20 protein-coding genes and 1 tRNA gene are annotated in these 21,800 nt (G+C 45.4%); 6 read left to right on the top strand and 15 right to left on the bottom strand.

All coding sequences use genetic code 11. The annotated features are described in order from the left end of the window. Window positions 1-95: 95 nt before the first annotated feature. Window positions 96-172 (bottom strand) — tRNA-Arg (locus tag AB6E85_RS15400). Between the two features lie 211 nt (window positions 173-383). On the opposite strand from AB6E85_RS15400, the gene folD reads away from it, so the two are divergent. Continuing rightward, entirely contained in the window at window positions 384-1,241 is an 858-nt protein-coding gene (gene folD / locus AB6E85_RS15395; protein ID WP_017062367.1) for a bifunctional methylenetetrahydrofolate dehydrogenase/methenyltetrahydrofolate cyclohydrolase FolD, read from the top strand. Window positions 1,242-1,367: 126 nt separating this feature from the next. Here the strand turns inward: folD and AB6E85_RS15390 are convergent, their stop codons facing one another. From AB6E85_RS15390 to AB6E85_RS15370, 5 genes are all read right to left on the bottom strand, one after another. Then, entirely contained in the window at window positions 1,368-3,182 is a 1,815-nt protein-coding gene (locus AB6E85_RS15390) for a cation:proton antiporter (protein WP_372143153.1), read from the bottom strand. Window positions 3,183-3,346: 164 nt separating this feature from the next. After that, complete coding sequence (locus AB6E85_RS15385; RefSeq protein ID WP_019826134.1) at window positions 3,347-4,546, bottom strand: NupC/NupG family nucleoside CNT transporter; 1,200 nt, start codon at window positions 4,544-4,546, stop codon at window positions 3,347-3,349. 205 nt (window positions 4,547-4,751) lie between these two features. Further along, the gene (locus AB6E85_RS15380) at window positions 4,752-5,672 is read right to left on the bottom strand and encodes a LysR family transcriptional regulator (RefSeq protein ID WP_080967320.1); all 921 of its coding nucleotides are present in this window, start codon (window positions 5,670-5,672) and stop codon (window positions 4,752-4,754) included. 135 nt (window positions 5,673-5,807) lie between these two features. Continuing rightward, window positions 5,808-6,806, bottom strand: coding sequence for a lytic transglycosylase domain-containing protein (locus AB6E85_RS15375; protein ID WP_372143152.1), 999 nt, complete (start codon window positions 6,804-6,806; stop codon window positions 5,808-5,810). A 30-nt stretch (window positions 6,807-6,836) separates the two neighbouring features. Further along, complete coding sequence (locus AB6E85_RS15370; RefSeq protein WP_017079488.1) at window positions 6,837-7,127, bottom strand: YcgL domain-containing protein; 291 nt, start codon at window positions 7,125-7,127, stop codon at window positions 6,837-6,839. Between the two features lie 221 nt (window positions 7,128-7,348). On the opposite strand from AB6E85_RS15370, the gene minC reads away from it, so the two are divergent. From minC to minE, 3 genes are read left to right on the top strand one after another with little or no spacing between them, the layout of a single operon-like run. Continuing rightward, entirely contained in the window at window positions 7,349-8,011 is a 663-nt protein-coding gene (minC, locus tag AB6E85_RS15365; RefSeq protein ID WP_017063419.1) for a septum site-determining protein MinC, read from the top strand. A 21-nt stretch (window positions 8,012-8,032) separates the two neighbouring features. Further along, window positions 8,033-8,845, top strand: a complete 813-nt coding sequence (minD, locus tag AB6E85_RS15360) for a septum site-determining protein MinD (protein ID WP_009848498.1) — start codon at window positions 8,033-8,035, stop codon at window positions 8,843-8,845. A gap of 6 nt (window positions 8,846-8,851) precedes the next feature. Further along, complete coding sequence (gene minE, locus AB6E85_RS15355; protein WP_010436847.1) at window positions 8,852-9,115, top strand: cell division topological specificity factor MinE; 264 nt, start codon at window positions 8,852-8,854, stop codon at window positions 9,113-9,115. A gap of 131 nt (window positions 9,116-9,246) precedes the next feature. Here minE and rnd read toward each other — a convergent pair whose 3' ends face one another. From rnd to AB6E85_RS15315, 8 genes are all read right to left on the bottom strand, one after another. Continuing rightward, window positions 9,247-10,365, bottom strand: coding sequence for a ribonuclease D (gene rnd / locus AB6E85_RS15350; RefSeq protein WP_048610438.1), 1,119 nt, complete (start codon window positions 10,363-10,365; stop codon window positions 9,247-9,249). 143 nt (window positions 10,366-10,508) lie between these two features. After that, window positions 10,509-12,203 (bottom strand): long-chain-fatty-acid--CoA ligase FadD, encoded by a 1,695-nt coding sequence (gene fadD / locus AB6E85_RS15345; RefSeq protein WP_017062375.1) that lies wholly within the window; start codon window positions 12,201-12,203, stop codon window positions 10,509-10,511. Window positions 12,204-12,309: 106 nt separating this feature from the next. Further along, the gene (locus AB6E85_RS15340; protein ID WP_372143168.1) at window positions 12,310-13,161 is read right to left on the bottom strand and encodes an alpha/beta fold hydrolase; all 852 of its coding nucleotides are present in this window, start codon (window positions 13,159-13,161) and stop codon (window positions 12,310-12,312) included. Between the two features lie 49 nt (window positions 13,162-13,210). Continuing rightward, complete coding sequence (locus AB6E85_RS15335) at window positions 13,211-13,771, bottom strand: Slp family lipoprotein (protein WP_050647371.1); 561 nt, start codon at window positions 13,769-13,771, stop codon at window positions 13,211-13,213. Window positions 13,772-13,806: 35 nt separating this feature from the next. Next, complete coding sequence (locus AB6E85_RS15330; RefSeq protein ID WP_372143151.1) at window positions 13,807-14,112, bottom strand: chromosome partitioning protein ParA; 306 nt, start codon at window positions 14,110-14,112, stop codon at window positions 13,807-13,809. A 72-nt stretch (window positions 14,113-14,184) separates the two neighbouring features. Continuing rightward, entirely contained in the window at window positions 14,185-14,886 is a 702-nt protein-coding gene (gene tsaB / locus AB6E85_RS15325) for a tRNA (adenosine(37)-N6)-threonylcarbamoyltransferase complex dimerization subunit type 1 TsaB (protein ID WP_050052397.1), read from the bottom strand. 59 nt (window positions 14,887-14,945) lie between these two features. After that, window positions 14,946-16,874 carry an ATP-dependent DNA helicase gene (locus tag AB6E85_RS15320; RefSeq protein WP_048611472.1) on the bottom strand — a complete coding sequence of 643 codons (1,929 nt, stop codon included), beginning with the start codon at window positions 16,872-16,874 and terminating at the stop codon, window positions 14,946-14,948. Between the two features lie 160 nt (window positions 16,875-17,034). Then, window positions 17,035-17,235 (bottom strand): hypothetical protein, encoded by a 201-nt coding sequence (locus tag AB6E85_RS15315; RefSeq protein ID WP_048610427.1) that lies wholly within the window; start codon window positions 17,233-17,235, stop codon window positions 17,035-17,037. Between the two features lie 282 nt (window positions 17,236-17,517). Between AB6E85_RS15315 and purU the strand changes: the two genes are divergently transcribed. Continuing rightward, a complete protein-coding gene (gene purU, locus AB6E85_RS15310) occupies window positions 17,518-18,351 on the top strand; it encodes a formyltetrahydrofolate deformylase (RefSeq protein ID WP_048615167.1) in 834 nt (277 codons plus the stop codon). Window positions 18,352-18,667: 316 nt separating this feature from the next. On the opposite strand, the gene AB6E85_RS15305 is transcribed toward purU, so the two are convergent. Then, on the bottom strand, window positions 18,668-19,264 hold the full coding sequence (locus AB6E85_RS15305) for a VOC family protein (RefSeq protein ID WP_050643045.1): 597 nt from the start codon (window positions 19,262-19,264) through the stop codon (window positions 18,668-18,670). Between the two features lie 347 nt (window positions 19,265-19,611). Between AB6E85_RS15305 and argS the strand changes: the two genes are divergently transcribed. Continuing rightward, entirely contained in the window at window positions 19,612-21,345 is a 1,734-nt protein-coding gene (argS, locus tag AB6E85_RS15300) for an arginine--tRNA ligase (RefSeq protein ID WP_017063415.1), read from the top strand. Window positions 21,346-21,800: the final 455 nt, after the last annotated feature.

Raw genomic sequence — 21,800 nt, 5'->3', positions numbered from 1 at the left:
GTAGATTCATCGTTACTTGGCCATATACTTAACTACAAATGCCAGAAACGACAAAGGCCTGACAACTTAAAAAGTTATCAGGCCTTATAGAATAATGGCACGCCCTGAAGGATTCGAACCTTCGACCACCTCCTTAGAAGGGAGGTGCTCTATCCAGCTGAGCTAAGGGCGCGCTACAGGAACGAATTATACGAATTCGAATCAGTAAAGCAACGGCTTTATGTAACATTCTGATCTAAGTGGGTAAAAAAAGGCCAACAAACATATAAGTGTTGGAAAATAGACCAAAGCAAACGTTTGCTTGATGGTAATCAAAAAGATTTTCTGGAATAATGCGCCAAAAACATCAGCCACTAACTTGAATATCAATACTAAGGAAATTCATGACTGCTCAAAATATTGATGGAAAGCTAATTTCTCAAACGGTTCGCTCCGAAGTTGCTGCACGTGTAAAAGCTCGTACTGAAGCTGGATTACGCGCTCCGGGCCTAGCGGTTGTTTTAGTGGGTGAAGACCCTGCTTCTCAGGTTTACGTTGGAAGTAAGCGTAAAGCGTGTGAAGAAGTTGGCTTCGTATCTAAATCTTACGACTTGCCAGCCACTGCGACAGAAGACGAATTGTTAACACTGGTAGATCAACTGAACGACGATCCAGAGATCGACGGTATTCTTGTTCAACTGCCTCTACCAGCTGGCATTGATAGCACTCACGTTCTTGAGCGCATCACACCAGAGAAAGACGTTGATGGCTTCCACCCATACAATGTCGGCCGTTTGGCTCAGCGCATGCCTAAGCTTCGCTCTTGTACGCCAAAAGGCATCATCACGCTGCTTGACCGTTACAACATCGACTTACGTGGTAAACACGCGGTTGTGGTTGGCGCATCAAACATCGTAGGTCGCCCAATGACGCTAGAACTTCTTCTAGCAGGTTGTACGACGACAACATGTCACCGCTTCACCAAAGACCTTGAAGGCCACGTGCGTCAAGCAGACGTGGTTGTAGTTGCCGTAGGTAAGCCTAACTTCATTCCTGGCGCTTGGATTAAGAAAGGCGCTGTTGTGGTCGATGTTGGTATCAACCGTTTAGAATCTGGCAAACTAGTGGGTGACGTTGAATACGACGTAGCGAAAGAAAGCGCAAGCTTCATCACACCTGTACCGGGTGGTGTTGGCCCAATGACGGTGGCGAGCCTAATCGAAAACACCATGATCGCTTGTGAGCAATTTCACTCGAAGTAGTCCGCAGCGCATATAAATAAAATCCGAAAGCCGCAACGTGATGAACGTTGCGGCTTTTTTGATGCTTTGGTACTTAGCTATTCGTTTTTACAACGGGGTGACTCGCTTTTGATGAAGTGCTCGTTGCTACTTATCTGGAGTCTCGACTTTTTCCGTCTGTTCAGAAGGCGGTAATAAACTAATAAGCTCACACTCCGTTGATATGAGTTTTTCCAACTCAGATCCTTGTGTAATTAAACGGAAATCACCGCCATTAATCACCCCAAGAGGAATGGCTTTAGGATACAAAGCGTTAAACTCTTTTAAATCAAATGCCTCGGTCAAACCTGTACTTTTAATTTGGCTACCCTGAGCCATCAGTGAGTTAAGCTTAGAATAGGTAATCCCTTCCGAAAACAGACTTCTATTGCCATTGCGGCTCACTTGGTGCCTTTCATGTTTATTCTCTGAGGATTCAAGCTCAAACACCTTATTCTCACCAAACTCGTCTTGATAGTGCATGCTAACTAACGGGTTGGTTTGACGATAAGGCGACACGATCATCGCACGCCCTATTCCATCCAATTCCAGATTATTTTCAGCGTGGCTCGAAGCTGGGTTACCAAAATAAACATTCAAGTTTTCCATACGCGCTAAACGAATGCTCTCCCAGTTGGTATCGGCAAGCACACTGTTGATGTTGTGTGTGGCTAGCACTTTAGCAAACTGGCGTGAAAATTGAGTCGCACCAAAAAAGATAACGCCTTGCGCCTTCTCTTGAGTCACACCTAGCCTTCTCGCCCACCAACTCGCGGTAAGGCTCTGAATCACTACCGTACCAATGATGACCAAAAACACCATTGGCACCAGTAAATCTGCCCCGTCAATCAATTGCTTCTCTTGAAGTTTGATCGCAAACAGAGAAGAAACCGCGGCAGCCACGATCCCGCGCGGCGCCATCCAGCTCAAAAACCATTTTTCCGCAGAAGTAAGATCCGTACCGATCCCGCTGAACCACACGCTCAAAGGACGCGCCACCAGCATCACTATCGCTAACAGGCCAACCCCACCCCAACCTATCGAGAGGAAAGTTCCTGAATCGAGCCTGCTCGCTAACAGAATAAACAACGCAGAAATAAGCAACACGGTTAAGGTTTCTTTGAATTCGATGATGTCTTCGATATCCAAGCCCTTCACGTTGGCAAGCCAGATCCCCATGATGGTCACGGTTAATAAACCAGACTCTTCACTCAGATCATTGGAAAACGAGAACGCCGCCAACATTAGCGTCAGCACAGCCACATTACGTAAATAATGCGGTACCCAATGCCCTTGCAGCATCTTGGCAATCAAATGGCCACCGATGATCCCTAAGCCTAAACCTATAACTAACGTAAGGCCTAGAGCTGACAGAACGTGTCCGGTAGGGTCGGCAGAAGAAACAATGTACTCGTAGACGAGAACCGCAAACAGAGCGCCAATCGGATCAATCACTATCCCTTCCCATCGCAAGATACTGCCTAACGAAGATTTAGGCTGAATACTGCGAAGCATGGGCACGATCACGGTCGGGCCAGTTACCACGACTAATGCACCAAACAGTGCGGCTAACGGCCAACTGAAGTCCACAAAGTAGTATGCCCCCACCACGATACACGCCCATGTAATCAACATGCCGAAACTCACGAGGTGAGTCACCATCCGGCCATGGCCTCTGATTTCTTTGAAATTTAAGGTCAATGCTCCTTCAAACAAGATGATGGCAACACCTAAGGAGATCATAGGAAACAGCACATCACCGAAAATGGCATCGGGATTTAGAATATTCAGGCCAGGACCTAACAACAGGCCAACGATAAGGAGAGGAAGAATAGCGGGAAGACGTAAACGCCAGCCGAGCAGCTGACAAGCCAAAGACAAGAGTCCAATTAACGCCAAAGAAGAAGTAATCGACAAATCCATTTGTGCCCCTAAAAGGTTTGCACCACACCCTGTGGTACAAACTATTCAATGAAATAAGAAAGCCTACGTTCTTACACTATAGGCTCTCTTTTTCACGCTAACCGAATATTATTGTGATTAATCAGTCACTTTACTATAGGGGGAGTAAAGTCATGATCAGTTAGCTATAGAGAAAGTACAACACCAGCAATAGCGGCACTCATTAGGTTAGCAAACACACCTGCACAAATTGCTTTGAAGCCATATTGTGAGATGAAAGAGCGACGCTCTGGAACTAAGCTGCCCAAACCACCGATAAGAATCGCCATGGTAGAGATGTTAGCAAAGCCACATAGAGCAAAAGTTACGATCGCTTGTGAGTGCTCACTTAGCGCCTCTTTAGCATCCATTAGTTGGATGAAAGCCACGAACTCGTTCACGACAATCTTGTTACCGATCAATGAGCCCGCAACCACAGCCTCAGACCATGGTACACCGATCAGCCATGCAACGGGTGCAAACACATAACCTAGGATAAGTTCGAAGCTTAGGTTTACGCCAAACCAACCGCCAACGATACCTAGCAAGCCATTCAGCATTGCAATCACACTGATAAAGGCAAGAAGTGTTGCACCCACCGCAACGGCAATACGAAGTCCAGACATAGCCCCATCTGCCATTGCCTCAACGACGTTTGTTGCTCGTGGAATTTCTACATCAGACTCAATATTTTCTTGAGCGTCATCTGGGCTGCCAGGTACTAAGATTTTAGCCATCAATAGACCGGCTGGTGCAGACATGAATGCCGCAGCGATCAGGAAGTTTAGGTCAACGCCAAGCGATGCATAACCCACTAGCGTACCACCAGCTACAGACGCCAAACCACACACCATCACAGCAAACAGTTGTGAATCTGTCATGTGTTTTAAGTAAGGCTTAACCACCAATGGCGCTTCAATCATGCCGACAAAGATGTTGGCAGTCGCAGACAGTGATTCCGCACGACCTGTGCCCAAGAACTTCTGCAGTGCACCACCAATAAGGTTGATCACCTTTGGCATAAAGCCGATGTGGTACAAACCTGAAATCAGTGCAGAGAAAAAGATAATGATGCCAAGAACATTAATCGCGAAAACAAATCCGTTATTCGTTAGGCCACCAAATAGGAAGTTAATCCCCTCTTGACCGTAGTTGATCAAGCTAGATACCGCACCCGTGGCTGCATTCAACGCTTCTTTACCCATTGGTACATACAGAACCAACAGCGCGAATGAGATTTGTAATAAGAAAGCCAAAGAGACTGTTCTTAGTGGAATATTTTTTCTGTCCGTAGATAGTAACCAAGCGGCAACTAAAATAGTGATAATTCCAAGTAGCGAAGCCATGTGCGTCAACCTAAAAGTTGTAGATAGGAAAGGCGACGCATTCTATAGAGGAAATCGTTTGCGGCAAGCTGAGGTTGTTAACGTGATGTTGGGGTAATCAAGATTTAACTATGAGTATAATTAAGCTATTGAATTTTAATAACTAACTTTGATTAAAAAGCATACTTTTTCCATATGGAAATTATATTTATAGATTAGGAAACAGTTAGCGATGCAGTTCAACACAAGTTTTGAGGTTTTTGTCCCAATACGTCGGCGACCCTATATGATCTTTAATGAACTCAATCACCGCTGAAAGCTTCTTCGGCATGTTCTTTCTGCTTGGGTAAACAGCATAGAATGGCATCAGCTGACTGGCTCTCCACTCTGGTAATACTTGAATCAACTTGCCCGTTCTAAACTCTTCTTTGACTAAGTAGGTGGCTAAGTAAGCCACGCCCCACCCTGATACGGCTGCGTCTCGAACTGCCTCAGCCAAATCAACTGAGTAATCACCCGCGACTTTGACACTGAGGTTTTCTTGTCCGTTATCAAACGCCCACGATGTGTAATCTCGCTCTCGGCTGCGATAGATAAGGCAATTGTGGTCAATCAGATCAGAAGGCACATGTGGCGTCCCGGCCTTAATCAGGTAATCGGGCGATGCGGCCACCACAAACTGGCTGTCGGCTAATCGCTGCGCAATGTAACCTTCAGGCAAGTCTTCATTGTTGGTGATCCAGAGATCCAAACGCTCTTCAATCATATCCACCTTATAATCGAACAAGTGGACCTCGATTCTCAGCTGTGGGTAAAGCTGTCTGAGTTGGTCGATCGCGGGAATGATATGCAGCGTGCCAAATGACTGCGACAAACCGACGCGCAGTATTCCAGAGATATCATCGCGCTGGCTGTCCATATCCATCTGAGCTGATTTCACCGTGTTAAACAGCTGCTCACAGTGTTGATAGAACACGTCTCCCGCTTCGGTAAGCGTGAGGCTTCGTGTCGTCCTTTGCACCAGCTTGATTCCTATCGAGTCTTCAAGCAAAGCGACTTGCTTGCTGATATGAGACACTGAAACATTTAAGCTTTTTGCAGCACTGGTAAAACCTTCGTGCTTGATCAGCGCATGGAATATCACCATCTGTGCAGCTCTATCTGTTAGCACAAGACCACCTTCTTAACTCTCTGAAATATAAAATCAAAAAGGACTCCGAAGAGTCCTTTAGTTCGTTCTGCCTATGGTAGGCCAAGTGCTATTCAAAGCGACTTAGGTCTGTTAATCAAACTTAATTCTGTCGGCTAGATGGCTTACTGCCAAAGCAAAGTAGTAAGAACGATTCCACTTCATTAACACATTGTAGTTGTTGTAAATGAGGTACGAACGACCCGCTTCGTCATCTGGCATTATCAACCAAGCTTTAATGTCTTCATCAAGCGTTGGCAGTGGGCGATCGTCATAGCGTTTAATACCGAGTTCAGACCACTCTTTTAAGTATTTCGCTTTGTCTTCATCTCGACCTTGTAAATCGATCGACACAGTTGACGGAACATGAACCTGACGACCCCAAGTATATTTGTCATCCCACCCTGATTGGCTGAGATAATTGGCCGCTGAAGCAAATACGTCTTCTTCAGTGCCCCAAATGTCTTTCTTACCGTCGCCACTGCCATCAGCGGCATACGCTAAGAATGAACTTGGCATAAACTGAGGCTGACCCATCGCACCAGCCCAAGAGCCTTTCATCTCTTTTGGTGCAATATGGCCTTGATCAAGAATCTTCAATGCCGCCATCGCTTCGCTACGGAAGAAAGCTTCTCTGCGGCCTTCATAAGCCATGGTCGTTAGGGCGTCGATAACGCTGTAATTGCCCGTGAACTTACCAAAATTACTCTCAACCCCCCATAGCGCGACAATGAACCTTGGTTGAACACCATATTCATCACCAATACGCTTTAACGCGGTGTAGTGTTCCTTATAGAGTGACCTTGCCTGCTTCACTTTCCAATCTGGAACCGCTCGTGGAATGTATTCATCCAGAGTCAGTTTTTTCTCAGGTTGGTTTTTGTCGGCTTTTACCGCACGTGGCTTAAACGTTACACCATCAAAGGCTTCATCAATGATCGCTTCAGAAATACCTTCTTCACGACCTTGTTGCTTTAGTTTTTCTACATATTGCTCAAAGCTAAGCTCTTCAGCTTGAACTGAGCCAATGGTCAGGCTATTACCCAATAGTAATGCCGACACAGCCAATATGGTTTTCGAAAATTTACTCAACGATCACTCCTCCTTGAATTGAGGTGGCTATCACTCTTCGTCTTGACCTTTATTTTGAGCTTTACGCTCTTTATGAAGCTCAAGTTCGTTAACTGGTGGTGGCGGAACCTGCAAAAAGAAACCATCGGTGTTCAGTGATTCTCTCACTTTATCGATGTTCACTTGAGCAAGTTTACGGCCGTCCATTTTAATTACCATTACAAAACTAGGTTTACCAAACATTTGCATCAATGCGTCAGGAACTTGTGAAAAATCATCCTTCTTAGGGATATAAAGGTATGTTCCTTCTTTCTTTGAACTTTTATATATAGAACACAGCATGACAAACCTTTTTTAAATGTTTATGACTACAAAACTCTCACTTGCGAGATCAATAGTTTATGTTAGGGAAATATTGGGAACAAAACGTTCATTTGACAACAAGATTACTTGCTGTGCTTGGTTTGGGAATATAACATGATAAACCTAGTTTCAGGCAATGCCCTTTATTTTATTGATAAAGAAATTGTACCAATCCGCTATTGAGGTCCTGTAGTTTTTCGATGTCTAGTAACCCAGATCTAAAAGGTAGCAGCTTTACGCTATCTGTTTTGCACTTATCCGATGATCAAGTCGAAAATGCAGTGTCTTTTCTTCAAGAGAAGGTAGACCAGGCACCCACTTTTTTCGCAGCTGCGCCTGTTGTTATCAACATTAGCAAAGTCGCGGGCGATATAGATTTCGTGCAACTGAAAAATGGTATATCTCAAGCGGGCATGATCCCGGTTGGTGTGGCTGGCTGCTCTGATAAGCGAATGCAAAACCTCGCTAAAGAAGCCGGTTTTGCAGTGATGACGGCAAGCAAGTCGCCATCTCAAGCTCCAGCGAAGATGGCCCCGATAAAGGTGATTAGAACCCCGATTCGTTCTGGTCAGCAGGTTTATGCGAAAGATGGCGATCTATTGATTCTCAGCCATGTGAGTGCAGGCGCGGAAGTGATTGCCGATGGCAGCATCCATATTCATGGCACTTTACGCGGTCGTGCAATTGCAGGTGCAAGTGGTCAAACTGAAGCAAAAATAATTTGTAATGATTTACAAGCCGAGCTGGTTTCCATTGCAGGAAATTACTGGCTCAGCGATCAAATTGAAAGCGAGTACTGGCAGAAGAAAACCATGTTCAGTATGGCAAACGATGTATTACACGTTGATGTCCTCGCAATATAAGAGAAATAAAAGGAAAACAGAATGGCACGCATTATCGTTGTAACGTCAGGTAAAGGCGGGGTAGGCAAAACGACCTCCAGTGCAGCTATTGCCTCGGGTCTGGCTTTAAAAGGAAAGAAAACCGCAGTTATCGACTTTGATATCGGTCTGCGTAATCTAGATTTAATCATGGGTTGTGAGCGTCGTGTTGTGTACGACTTCGTTAACGTTATCAATGGTGAAGCGACGCTGAACCAAGCGATGATCAAAGACAAGCGCACAGAGAACCTGTTCATTCTTCCTGCTTCTCAAACTCGTGATAAAGACGCACTAACAAAAGATGGTGTTCGTCGTGTATTTGATGAACTGGATGAAATGGGCTTTGATTTCATCATCTGTGATTCTCCTGCGGGTATCGAACAAGGCGCTCTGATGGCGTTGTACTTCGCTGATGAAGCGATTGTAACCACCAACCCAGAAGTCTCTTCAGTACGCGATTCAGACCGTATTCTAGGTATTCTTGACTCTAAATCTCGTCGTTCAGAAGACGGCTTAGAGCCAGTGAAAACACACCTTCTACTGACTCGCTACAATCCAGCACGTGTAACTCAAGGTGAGATGCTCAGTGTGGAAGACGTTGAAGAAATCCTGCACATCTCTCTACTGGGTGTAATTCCAGAGAGCCAAGCGGTACTCAATGCATCGAACAAGGGTGTTCCCGTTATCTTTGACGAAGCAACCGACGCAGGTATGGCTTACAATGATACTGTAGAGCGACTACTGGGTAGCCAAGTTGACTTCCGCTTCTTAACGGAACAGAAGAAAGGCATCTTCAAACGACTGTTCGGGGGCTAATACACAATGTCATTATTAGAGTTTTTTAGACCACAGAAAAAGACAACCGCAAACCTAGCCAAAGAACGTTTGCAGATCATTGTTGCAGAGCGACGCAGCCATGACGACCCAGCGCCGTCTTACCTGCCGCAACTGAAAGAAGACATCTTGAAGTGTATTGCCAAGTACGTTGAGGTCGATCCATCAATGGTTGATCTGACTTTTGAACACAAAGATGACGACATCTCAGTGTTAGAGTTGAATGTTAAGCTTCCAGAAGAAGATCGATAATCTTTCTGCACAAAATCGACAGGTAATACACTTGCTTGTATTGATTGAATAAAAAAAGAGAGCCTAGGCTCTCTTTTTTGTATCTGCAGTTTTATAGCTGTCACTAAGTTAGGCTTTAAAGCAGCAAGCGGTTATTTGATCGCTTTGCTCAGCTTTTCGCCAACCACATCTAAACGCCAGCCTTGCATAACATCAGGCAGCTTCTCTGGGTTACGATCGTGCTTCCACACCCAGCTTAACACTTGGTTAAGCTGCTTCTTCGATGCCAAGAATTCCGTCGCTAAACCGCTGTGTTGTGATGCTGTTTTCACTTCATCTTTCAGCACTTTGAACAGTTGCTTGTAGCCAGGGAAGTCCATTAGACGTTCTACTGGTGCTGGGTACTCTTCTTCTGGTGTATGTTCCGCTAACTTAACAATTGAGCTGATCTTCGCACCATGTCGGCGTACAGAGCGGTAATCAAAACCCTCTTGCTCCATGTGCTTAGGATCTTTCATCGCAAAACGCGCCACAGCCCATAGGTCTTGTTCTTTGAAGACAAAATTCAGCGCTAAATCGCGCTTGATTGCTTCTTTTAGACGCCAAGTTGCTAGAGGTCGTAAGATCGCTAGCTGCTTAGGTTTAAGCTGCCACGCCCCTTTAATATCAAGGTAGGCTGTATCTGGGTTTACTTTACGAATGCGCTTGGCAACTTGTAAATCAGACTCTTGTTGAGCCGCTTCCCACCAGCCAGCTTCCATCACTTTTTCTAGAAGCTTGTTGTACATTGGCATTAGGTAATGCACGTCTGCCGCTGCGTAGTCCAATTGCTTTTGAGAAAGCGGACGCGCCAGCCAGTCGGTACGAGATTCACTCTTATCGAGATCGACACCGACAAACTCTGAAACCAGAGCAGCAAAGCCCGTTGATAAACCATGACCTAAGAAAGCTGCCATGATCTGGGTATCAACCATTGGTGTTGGTGTACAACCAAATGTGTTTTGGAACACTTCCAAATCTTCACCACAAGCGTGCAGCACTTTCAGAACAGAAGCGTCTTTCAACAATCCAACAAATGGTGTCATTTCACCAAGAGCAATAGGGTCAATCAGTGACAGCGTTTCACCATCAAATAACTGAATTAAGCCTAATTGAGGGTAATAGGTTCTTGTACGAACAAACTCCGTATCAAGCATAACGACATCGGCTTCACGTGCTTGTTGGCAAACTCGCTCAAGGTCTTTCAATTGGGTAATGATTTGATAATCCACAAAAACTCTCACAGGTTTCTATTTGATCGCCGGATACAAAAATGCCGACATTAACTGTCGGCATTCTAACACCATTTTTCAGCGCTCGCTTAGATTAAGCGCCTCAATGGTTTTGGTGCAGTGCTTTCTCGTAAACGGGCTAGTTATTCGCTAGCGCGTTTCGCAAGTTCTGCATCGTTTTCTTCACGCAGTACTCGGCGTAAGATCTTACCTACGTTAGTCTTTGGAAGATCATCTCTGAACTCGACTAATTTAGGGATCTTGTAACCCGTTAGGTGCTCACGACAGTGCGCGATAATGTCTTCTTTGGTCAGGCTAGGGTCACGCTTAACTACGTAGATCTTAACCAGCTCACCAGATACTTCGTGAGGTTGGCCGATAGCTGCTACTTCAAGCACTTTGCCGTGCAGAGCCACTACGTCTTCAATCTCGTTCGGGTAAACGTTGAAGCCTGATACAAGAATCATATCTTTCTTACGGTCAACGATGTACAACAAGCCTTCGTCATCAAACTTAACGATGTCACCTGTCGATAACCAACCGTCTTGATCGATCACTTCTTTGGTCGCTTCAGGGCGCTGCCAGTAACCTTGCATCACCTGAGGACCACGAACTTGTAGCTCGCCTACTTGGTCATTAGCAATAACCTTGCCTTCATCATCAACAATACGAACTTCTGTCGATGGTACAGGTAGGCCAATAGCACCTGTGTAGTCTTTAAGGTCGTATGGGTTACCTGTTACCAGTGGTGAACACTCAGTTAAGCCATAGCCTTCCAATAGGTGAATGCCTGTCGCTTTCTTCCATTGCTCAGCAACAGCGCGTTGAACCGCCATGCCGCCGCCAACAGATAGGCGTAGGTTACTGAAATCCAACTCGTGGAAATCTTCGTTATTAACTAGTGCGTTAAACAAGGTGTTTACGCCGGTAATTGCGGTAAACGGAACCTTTTGCAGCTCTTTAATAAAGCCAGGAATGTCACGAGGGTTAGTAATTAGAAGGTTACGACCACCCATCTCAACAAACAGTAAGCAGTTCACCGTCAGTGCAAATACGTGGTAAAGCGGTAATGCCGTTACAACTAACTCGCGGCCTTCTTGCAGAACAGGACCGTAAGCTCCTTTCGCTTGAAGTACGTTCGCGATCATATTGCGGTGCGTTAGGATTGCGCCCTTCGCTACACCCGTAGTACCACCTGTGTACTGTAGGAACGCGATGTCATCACCCGCCATGAACGGCTTCACATATTGAAGACGACGGCCTTTGTGCAGCGCTTTTCTGAATGAGATAGCACCCGGCAGATCATACTTAGGCACCATGCCTTTTACGTATTTCACTACGAAGTCGACAATTGTCCCTTTCGCGCGTGGCAGCATTTGCCCTAGGCTAGTTAGAACTACGTGTTTAACCGGCGTGTTATCAACGACTTTCTCTAGCGTGCTCGCAAAGTTAGATACGATAACAATCGCCTTTGCACCAGAATCGTTCAGTTGATGTTCAAGCTCACGAGGTGTGTACAGTGGGTTGACGTTCACTGCAATCATACCGGCACGCAATACACCAAATAGTGCAATTGGGTATTGCAGTAGGTTTGGCATCATTAGCGCGACGCGATCGCCCTTCTTCAGTTTCAAGTCATTCTGCAAGTAAGCGGCAAAAGCACGGCTGCGCTCTTCAAGCTTACGGAATGTCATAATCGAGCCCATGTTCTCGAATGCAGGTTGGTCCGCGTACTTCTGTACCGACTGTTCAAACATTTCTACAAGAGATGGGTACTGATCTGGGTTGATCGTTTCTGGTACGTCACTTGGATAACGTGAAAGCCAAGGTTTATCCACGATGTTACTCCTCGTTTATCAGCTGACGACTGCTTCGCCGCTTTTTATCATTGCGGTATTACAGCACAGCTTTAGTGCATGAGCACTAAAAGGCTCAAACACTTGTTTAAATTTTGTTAACTACACCAAGAATTAGCTCTGAAACTAGCTCTGGGCTCTCTAAATGACAATGATGTCCGCCAGGAACAGTCTCTATATGCAGAGGACTATGCACTGATTTGTAGCGATTATGCTGCAAATGTCGGAATCCATCATTCCCTAGGATTATTAATTGAGGGCATTCAATAGCCGCCATAATCGCTTCAGCGTGCGCCTGTGACATTCGATATAACGAGTCACATTTTAGATTAGGGTCGCATCGCCATTGCCAAGAGTTCGAGAACTCGACAATACCTCGCTCAACAATAGGAGCGATTAATTCAGCATTAATTTGGTTGGCGTGAGCTCTCAGCTTAATAGCATCCTCAAGGCTTGCCAGAGGACGTGAAGGCTTTCTTCGCTGTCGAAGACGACTGAGTACCCCATCCCTCAAGCGAGAGACTGTTTCGTGGGGAGCTTCAGAAAGAGGTCCGTGACCTTCAATTTGAATTAATCCTGACACCTTTTCAGGAAAGGCGGCACTATAGCAACTTGCTATCAATGCACCAAGTGAATGTCCTACCAGTACCAGTCTGTTTGGCGATAATTTAGTCACCAACTGATGCAAGTCATCAATATAATCATGAAATGGGTAGTAACTTCCCGATTTGTGCGACGAGAAGCCGTGTCCGAAGAGGTCGATAGCTACAAGGTGAGCATTGGGAGCAAGCTTGGCGACTTGCTGCATAACCTGGTTAAAACTGGACGAATTGTCCAACCACCCATGAATAAAAACGACCGTCGTTGCGGTCGTTTGTGGGTTGCCAATCTGTTGTGTTGCAAGCGTCCCGCTCGCGAGGGAGTATGACTTTTCAATCATCAAACATTTAGTTCCATCTGTTTGCGCAATCAACGTCGAATAAAGTTAACTACTCTACGTCCTGTATCACTCGACCTTGTCTTGGCATCGTTTGAAAACTGCGACAATGTAAACTTCTGCACGAGTAGTAAGTTGGTGCAAAATCGTTAACAACAACGCGCTCAGTAATGTTCCACAGTCGTTGGTTATCCACTTTCATCACAGGGAAGGTGTAAGGGTATTCCCCTATTTTTCCATCTTCACTCCCGCTTGACTGGCCTACTAACGTAATCAGACGACCTTCAGCAAAACTTAGAGGCTCAACGTACCCTTCAATATAACCAACAAAACGTCCGCTTGGCTCTGCATCTAGATCAGGCTTACCGCTACTCGAAATCGGCATATTAGCGACTTCGATTCGAGTCCTGTCTTTCAAGTTGGTCACTTTAGAGATAACACCACCTAATCGAACACTTTTCGCGTCCGGTAGTTGGTCGACCCATTGTTGGTAATCGCTAATCACAGGCTCTGATTTTGCTTCAAGCTCGCTAGGAAGTGATGAACACCCGGCAAGTACCAAGACACCAAGAGAAAAGGCTATTAAGCGTAATTTAGAGAGATAATTTGACATGGTTCTGGTCCTTAAACAGGCATTAATAAGAAGCTCTAGATGTAGATATCGACACCGATAAGCTTTGCAAGTTCTTCTTTCTTCGCCTGATTCATTACGTCCATATACTCTTCCATAGCCTTACGTCCTCGGCCTTCTGGAAGATCATACTGGATTTGAGCCTTGTGTAGTTCAGACTCTTTAACTTGACGAATAGAGTGAGAAACAGCATTAGCCACCTTAGTCGGTTGCCCAACAGCAGTGCTAGCATCAGATTTTTTTGCCTGCTCCTTCTTTTTGATTCGATTCGGCTTAGACGTGCTGCCTGTCGAAGAAGGAGGTAAGTTGTTAATTGATACCATGACTAAATATCTGCCCTCTCAAATCTAAATAATACGCATTTAGACCTAATTTGCATCAGAACCTTGTAAAAATTATTCGCGACCTGGCAGTTTCTTCCAAGTCACTTTGTCACGAAGATAAACTGGCTCAGACTCTTCTGCTGCAACCGCTTTACCTTCTGCATAAGCGAATTGAGCAAGGAACGCCATATCTTGAGCTTCTGGGAATAGCACTTCACACGCTTTGGTGTTGATCGCTAGTGTATCCATATGCTCAGAGTAAGCTTCCCAACCGGTACCGACTTTCGCCCATGTTTCAGAATCTGCTTCTAACTGCGCAGCCAATTCACTTGGTGGCGTTACACATTCGGCATCAATCGCAGTCCAACGACCGTCTTGTTCGCGGCTGTAACGCGCCCAGTACACTTCGCTCATACGCGCATCAATTGCTGTCGCAACATGAGTTTCACCAAATTTACGGTAGCTGCCTTGCGCCATCGCTGCCAGTGTAGAGACACCGATCATCGGTAAATCAGCACCAAAAGCTAAGCCTTGAGCAATACCAATACCAATACGTACACCCGTGAAACTGCCTGGGCCTTGGCCAAACGCGATAGCATCGATATCGGTTAAAGCGACATTCGCTTCTTTCAGTACTTCATCCACCATAGGTAGAATTTTTTTCGTATGGTCTCGAGGAGCCTCTTCGCTACGTGCGAACACCTGGTCACCCATTACTAATGCAACTGAACAGTTTTCAGTTGCGGTATCTACTGCAAGAATTTTCGCGCTCATTTGTGTCTCAAATATCTGTTATCTAATCTAAAAATAATGGCTAAACTCAACAATGCCAATTAATCAGCAGCGGTTGAATGGTCTTTAGCTAAGAATTCTTTAATGACCCCTAAGTCACGGGTACGTGGGATAGGCGGTAAACTCGCCAAAAATATGCCACCGTAATCGCGAGTCACCAATCGGTTATCGCAAATAATCAAAGCGCCATTATCGCGCTTGTCACGTATCAATCGGCCGACACCCTGTTTCAAGGTAATCACGGCGTCTGGCAACTGTACCTGTGCAAAAGGATCACCCCCTTTTAACTTACAGTCCTCGATTCGAGCCTTAAGTAAAGGGTCATCAGGGGCCGTAAAGGGCAATTTATCGATGATAACACAGCTTAATGCGTCGCCCCTAACATCTATCCCCTCCCAGAAAGCACCAGTAGCCACCAGCAATGCGTTACCTAATTCCATGAATTCGGCTAAGGTTTTTTGCTTACTTGTCTCACCTTGCAGCAGAACTGGAACCGAGAGGGTTTCACGGAATCGCTCCCCCAACTCTTTCATCATGCTGTGTGAAGTACATAAGAAGAAACAGCGACCTTGGTTTTGCTCAATCACTGGGGTCAGCATTCTTACTAACTTATCGGCTAAGCCTGGGCTATTCGGTTCAGGAAGATAACGAGGTACACATAAGCGCGCCTGATTCGGATAGTCAAACGGGCTTGGCAGTGAAAACTGTGCCGACGGTTTTAGTCCCAAGCGTGAGGTGAAATGGTCGAAATCGTCCGATACCGCCAAGGTTGCAGAGGTAAACACCCAAGCGCCCGGTTTCAGCTCAATCTGTTCGTGGAATTTATCGGCGACGGAAAGCGGTGTGATGTGCAAAGCAAAGTGGCGCGGTGTAGTGTCATACCAATACGAATAGCCAGTGATCGACACATCGCACACACGCTCAATACGTGACTTAATCATGTTTGCGCGTTCGAAAGCCGTGTCTAACAGCTGGCTTCGCCCAAGTGCTAACTTCAATACATCAACCGCAAGTTGCAGCGCATCTTGCAAACGAACCAACTCTCGTGCAATCGACTCGGATTTCAAGGCTTCACGCCAGTTACCGCGAAAGCCGGTATCACCAAGCACAATACGCAGGTCGGCTGACGATTGAACGAGCCTATCCCCTACTTTCTGTAGCTGACGCATGTCTTTGGCTTCAGTTCGGTAAGCGATTTCAATGTCTTTGGCTAACTCTTGGATCTGTCGACTGGAAACCGATTGTCCGAAGTACTGGCTGGCGATGTCAGGAAGTTGATGCGCTTCATCGAAAATAAACACATCAGCTTCAGGAATCAGCTCACCAAATCCGGTCTCTTTAATCGCCAAATCCGCTAAGAACAAGTGGTGGTTTACCACAACCACATCAGAGTCCATCGCTTTTTTACGCGCTTTCAGCACGAAGCAATCGGTGTAGCTTGGGCACTCTTTACCTAAGCAGTTGTCATTGGTCGAGGTAATCGTCGGGATAACCGGGCTGTCTTCGGCAATATCATCACAATCCCCCAAATCACCCGTTTGAGTGGATGACGACCAACTACGCACTTTGACTAACTGAGCCAGCAGTGTTGGGTCGGTATGAGCACCATGACTCTCGATCATTTGACGGCTGAGCCTATCCAAACACAAATAGTTTGAACGCCCTTTGAGTAACGCAACTTGACCATAAAAGCCAAGCGCATCGACCATCAAGGGTAAATCTCGGTGAAACAGCTGTTCTTGAAGGTTTTTAGACCCCGTACTAATGATGGTTTTCTTACCACTCAGCAGCGCTGGCACTAAGTAAGCAAAGGTCTTACCGGTACCCGTTCCCGCTTCAACAACTAATTGGCTCTGTTTCTCAATCGCTTGTGAAACCGCTTCAGCCATGTCTAGCTGAGCTTGTCGTGGTTGAAACCCGGGGATCGCTTTACCCAGAGCACCATCAGCAGAAAACGTTTTAGATATCATAGAGTACGAAGTTTAGAAAAATAGAAGGCGAATTATGGCAGGTTTAGTGAGCCGGCGCGAATCAAGAATGACTTCGCACCGGAGGTGTTGGGTTTAGTTTGACGTGACTTAAGTTACCGCGAAGGTAAGAATTGAAGAAGTAGGAATTAGAGAATCGTTTTTATTTTCGACCTAGATAACGTGACAACCATGGAGCACCTTCAAAATGGTTATCACCGGGCTGTATGGCTTTCGCTGCATCGGTTGGTGAGGTCTTACTTTCCCACATTTCATCTAGAACATGGCCATCTAACTCGGTACCTCTTGCCAATGAATTCACTCGCTTGCAGTACAGTTTTTTAGCTAGTAACTCTTTATCCATAAGTATCACCTCTATTTTTGGCCAAGGCGTAAATGCCTCGGTTGAAGTTCAAATGCGTACTACGGTCAAAACTTTTAAAAATGAAGCTTCTGCCTGTTTTTCTATCTAAAAACTGATATTTCTATATCAAACAATTTATCAAAGCGATAAATCAGCAGCAGAATTTGTTGAAACCAACTTGATAATAGATTAATTATAACGGTGATATTGCGGCTCAGTTCACCGTTCGACGGCCTGCATTTAATTTGAAGAATAAAAATATTTCATGGAAGTAAGATGCAAATGGAAAGAAAAACTTTACTAACACATTGTACTGATGCCCCGGGCCTCATCTCTAAGATCACCAACATTTGTTATAAGCACCAACTCAATATTATTCACAACAATGAGTTCGTAGATAACACAAGTGGCCACTTCTTTATGCGCACCGAGCTTGAAGGGTATTTCAATGATGAAACCTTGCTTGCCGATTTAGACCAAGCCCTGCCAGCAAACACGAAACGTAAGCTTGTTGATTCATCTCGCAAGCGTGTTGTGATACTCGTGACCAAGGAAGCACATTGCCTTGGCGACATTCTAATGAAGAACTTCGATGGCAGCTTAGACGTTGAAATCGCGGCCGTTGTCGGTAACTACGACATTCTACAAAGCCTAACCGAGCGTTTTGACATCCCTTACCACCATGTTTCTCACGAAGGGCTAAACCGTGAAGAGCATGAGAAGAAGATGCTAGAAGTGATTGATCAATACGAGGCGGATTACCTTGTTTTGGCTAAGTACATGCGAGTGCTGACTCCAGGATTTGTTGAAAAGTACAACCACAAGATCATTAATATCCACCACAGCTTCTTACCAGCATTTATTGGCGCAAAGCCATACCAACAAGCGTATGAGCGCGGCGTAAAGATCATTGGTGCTACAGCGCACTTTGTGACTAATGACTTGGATGAAGGTCCAATCATCAAGCAAGATGTTATCCCTGTGGATCACAACTTCAGCGCGAAAGACATGGCGCAAGCCGGTCGTGACGTAGAGAAAAATGTATTAAGTAAGGCGTTAAACAAGGTGATCAATGATCATGTATTTGTTTACGGTAACAAGACTGTGATTCTGTAAGTCGGATATTCGATTTCCGGTAAGACTTCCAATTAGAACTCAATAAAAAACGCGCAATAGGGACAGCCCATCGCGCGTTTTTTTGTATCTGATGATCAGACTCGCTTTACGAGATTCCCAATTACGCTCCTTCGTCGCTATCGGGAATGACGAACTCGGTGACGAATCTTCTAGCTATAAGCTCTAACATACGCCCTCGAACGCTCAGTCTGTCAGTATCCAAAGAGAGACTCTGGCAAACACCATCGAATACCCCGTCATTCCGACGAGCCTAGGCGAGATCAGGAATCTCTTTCCTAGCAACTCTCTGCTCAAATTACGCCTGTTCTGATTCCACAATCTTCTTCAAAGAGTGTGGATGTAGCTTGATGCAAATCCCTTGATGTTTAAAAGCCACTGTTGGGTTATTCAAACGTTCACCCTCGCCTTTCGGGCTAGAAAGTTTGATCTTAACGCCTTGCTCAGCCAGCGTTTCAAAGTTAGCAGCGAACTGCGGGTAAGTTTCTTTAAGATCCGCTAAGTACTCATCAGCCGTTTGAGCATGAGACGGAATCACAAACTCTACATGTTCCCAATCTTGGCTTGGGTAAATCTTACCTTCTGCTGGATATGGCAGCTCTAAACATTCAATGCTCCAGCCAAGGCTTTGCAAGGGTTCATCGAAAGCCAACACCACAATTGGACGACCATTGATCATCGCCTCTGAAATCGTAGAGCCGTACTCAGACCACGCTTGATGGGCTGATTTCGCTAGCTCAGTTTCATTGATTCGAAGAGCAATATGATCGGCTTGAGCAAAGCTTAAATCCAAACCCAATGTATTTCCTAGGTTCTCGATTTTTGCCATAAAGGTATCAAGGCGGGCGATCATTTGTTGTGGTTCTAGTTCAGCTTGCTTCAGGCTCATCATCATTGTCTGTGTTCTCCAAATAATGGCTGCATGTTATCAGTTTTGCCTTTTGCAACAAGCGTTGCTTTTACAAAAAATACTCAATAACTATGTTCTTTTCGCTCCTTAAACATGCAAACGCGTCTTGCTAAAAGTCGATTGTCAAAAACCACTCAGGAAATGTTAATTTTCTATCAATTCGACCTATAAGAAACCCCACAAAATTGGTATGATTAACGCCATTTTTGTGAACTTAAACAGTGTCTGTTGTTCATTTCGGCATTAAATCGTTAACTAGACGCATAATTAACCAATTTAATGACCTCGAAATAACGGCCACTCTTATCATCCTTGAATTGAAGGAAACGCGTGTGAATATCCAAGCACTTATTAATGACAAAGTATCTCAGGCTCTAGAAGCCGCTGGCGCACCTGCAGGCTCTCCTGCGGCTGTTCGCCAATCTGCAAAACCACAATTTGGTGACTACCAAGCAAACGGCGTTATGGGCGTTGCTAAGCGACTAGGCACTAATCCTCGAGAGTTTGCTCAAAAAGTATTGGACGTTCTAAACCTAGACGGTATCGCTTCTAAAGTAGAAATCGCAGGCCCAGGTTTCCTTAACATCTTCTTAGATGAAGCTTTCCTAGCTCAACAAGCAGACGCAGCATTGGCTGATTCTCGCCTTGGTGTTGCAGTAGCAGAAACACAAACAATTGTTGCGGATTACTCTGCACCAAACGTTGCGAAAGAGATGCACGTTGGTCACCTACGTTCAACGATCATCGGTGATGCGGTAGTTCGTACTCTTGAATTCCTAGGCCACAACGTTATCCGTGCTAACCACATCGGCGACTGGGGTACTCAATTTGGTATGCTTATCGCAAACCTTGAGCGCGTTCAGGCTGAGTCTGGCGAAGTTTCAATGGAACTTGCTGACCTTGAAGGCTTCTACCGTGAATCTAAAAAGCTTTACGATGAAGACGAAGAGTTCGCAGTTAAAGCACGTGGCTACGTTGTTAAACTGCAAAGCGGCGACGAGTTCTGCGCAGAGATGTGGAAGAAGCTTGTTGACGTTACAATGATTCAAAACCAACGCAACTACGATCGTCTAAACGTTTCTCTAACACGTGATGACGTAATGGGCGAAAGCATGTACAACCACATGCTTCCAACTATCGTTGCTGACCTAAAAGAGCAAGGTCTTGCTAAAGAAGATGACGGCGCACAGGTTGTATTCCTAGACGAATACAAAAACAAAGATGGCGACCCAATGGGCGTTATCATCCAGAAACGTGACGGCGGCTTCCTTTACACAACAACAGATATCGCTTGTGCAAAATACCGTTTTGAAGAACTAGGCGCAGACCGCGTACTTTACTTCATCGACTCACGTCAGCACCAACACCTAATGCAAGCTTGGACTATCGTTCGTAAAGCAGGTTACATCCCAGAATCTGTTTCTCTTGAGCACCACGCATTCGGCATGATGCTAGGTAAAGATGGTAAGCCATTCAAGACTCGTGCAGGCGGTACTGTTCGTCTTGCTGATCTTCTTGATGAAGCCGAAGTTCGTGCAGCGCAGCTAATCGAATCTAAGAACCCAGAACTAGCAGAAGACGAGAAGAAAGCGATCGCCAACACAGTTGCTATGGCAGCCGTTAAGTACGCAGACCTTTCTAAGCACCGTACAACTGACTACGTGTTCGATTGGGACAACATGCTTGCATTCGAAGGCAACACAGCACCGTACATGCAGTACGCATACACTCGTGTTGCTTCTGTATTTGCTAAAGCTGGTATTTCTATGGACTCTCTCGAAGGTGAAATCAAAATCACTGAAGAGAAAGAGAAAGCACTTATCGCGAAACTTCTACAATTCGAAGAAGCAGTTCAGTCTGTTGCTCGTGAAGGTCAACCACACATCATGTGTAGCTACCTGTTCGAACTAGCTGGTCAATTCTCTAGCTTCTACGAAGCGTGCCCTATCCTAGTTGCTGAAGACGAAGCTGTTAAGCAGAGCCGTCTGAAGCTTGCTGCACTAACAGCGAAAACGATCAAACAAGGTCTATCGCTTCTAGGTATCGACACTCTAGAGCGCATGTAAGCGGTTCGAGAATCGAGAAAATTAAAAAGGTTGGCGTGAAAGCGTCAACCTTTTGTTTTATCTGGAGGTTTGTTTACTCGATTATTTATACGATTAGCTAACCGACACAGCACGAGATCTCCTATTACGCTCCTTCGTCGCTCTAGGAGATGACGAGAATAGGTTTAGTAATTCCAAGACAGCATCAATAATGCGCCATCAAGTCACACCAAATCGTTATTACTTTCCCCAAACGTCATTCCCTACAGTGAGGCACGAACGTGATAGGGAGTCCCCTAAAACACGTAACAACAGAAAACCAATTCGTTATCACTCTCTCCAATCGTCACTTCCTTTAGTGAAGAACCAACGTCATTGAGAATCCACCTCTAGGCGCGTAACACTAGCAAAGCAATACACCATCACTTCCCCAAACGTCATTCCCTACAGTGAGGCACGAACGTGATAGGGAATCT

Origin of the sequence: Vibrio sp. 10N.247.311.51, from assembly GCF_041467855.1 — a bacterium.
Taxonomy (GTDB): domain Bacteria; phylum Pseudomonadota; class Gammaproteobacteria; order Enterobacterales; family Vibrionaceae; genus Vibrio; species Vibrio coralliirubri.
This window is presented reverse-complemented; position numbering and strand designations above follow the sequence as displayed.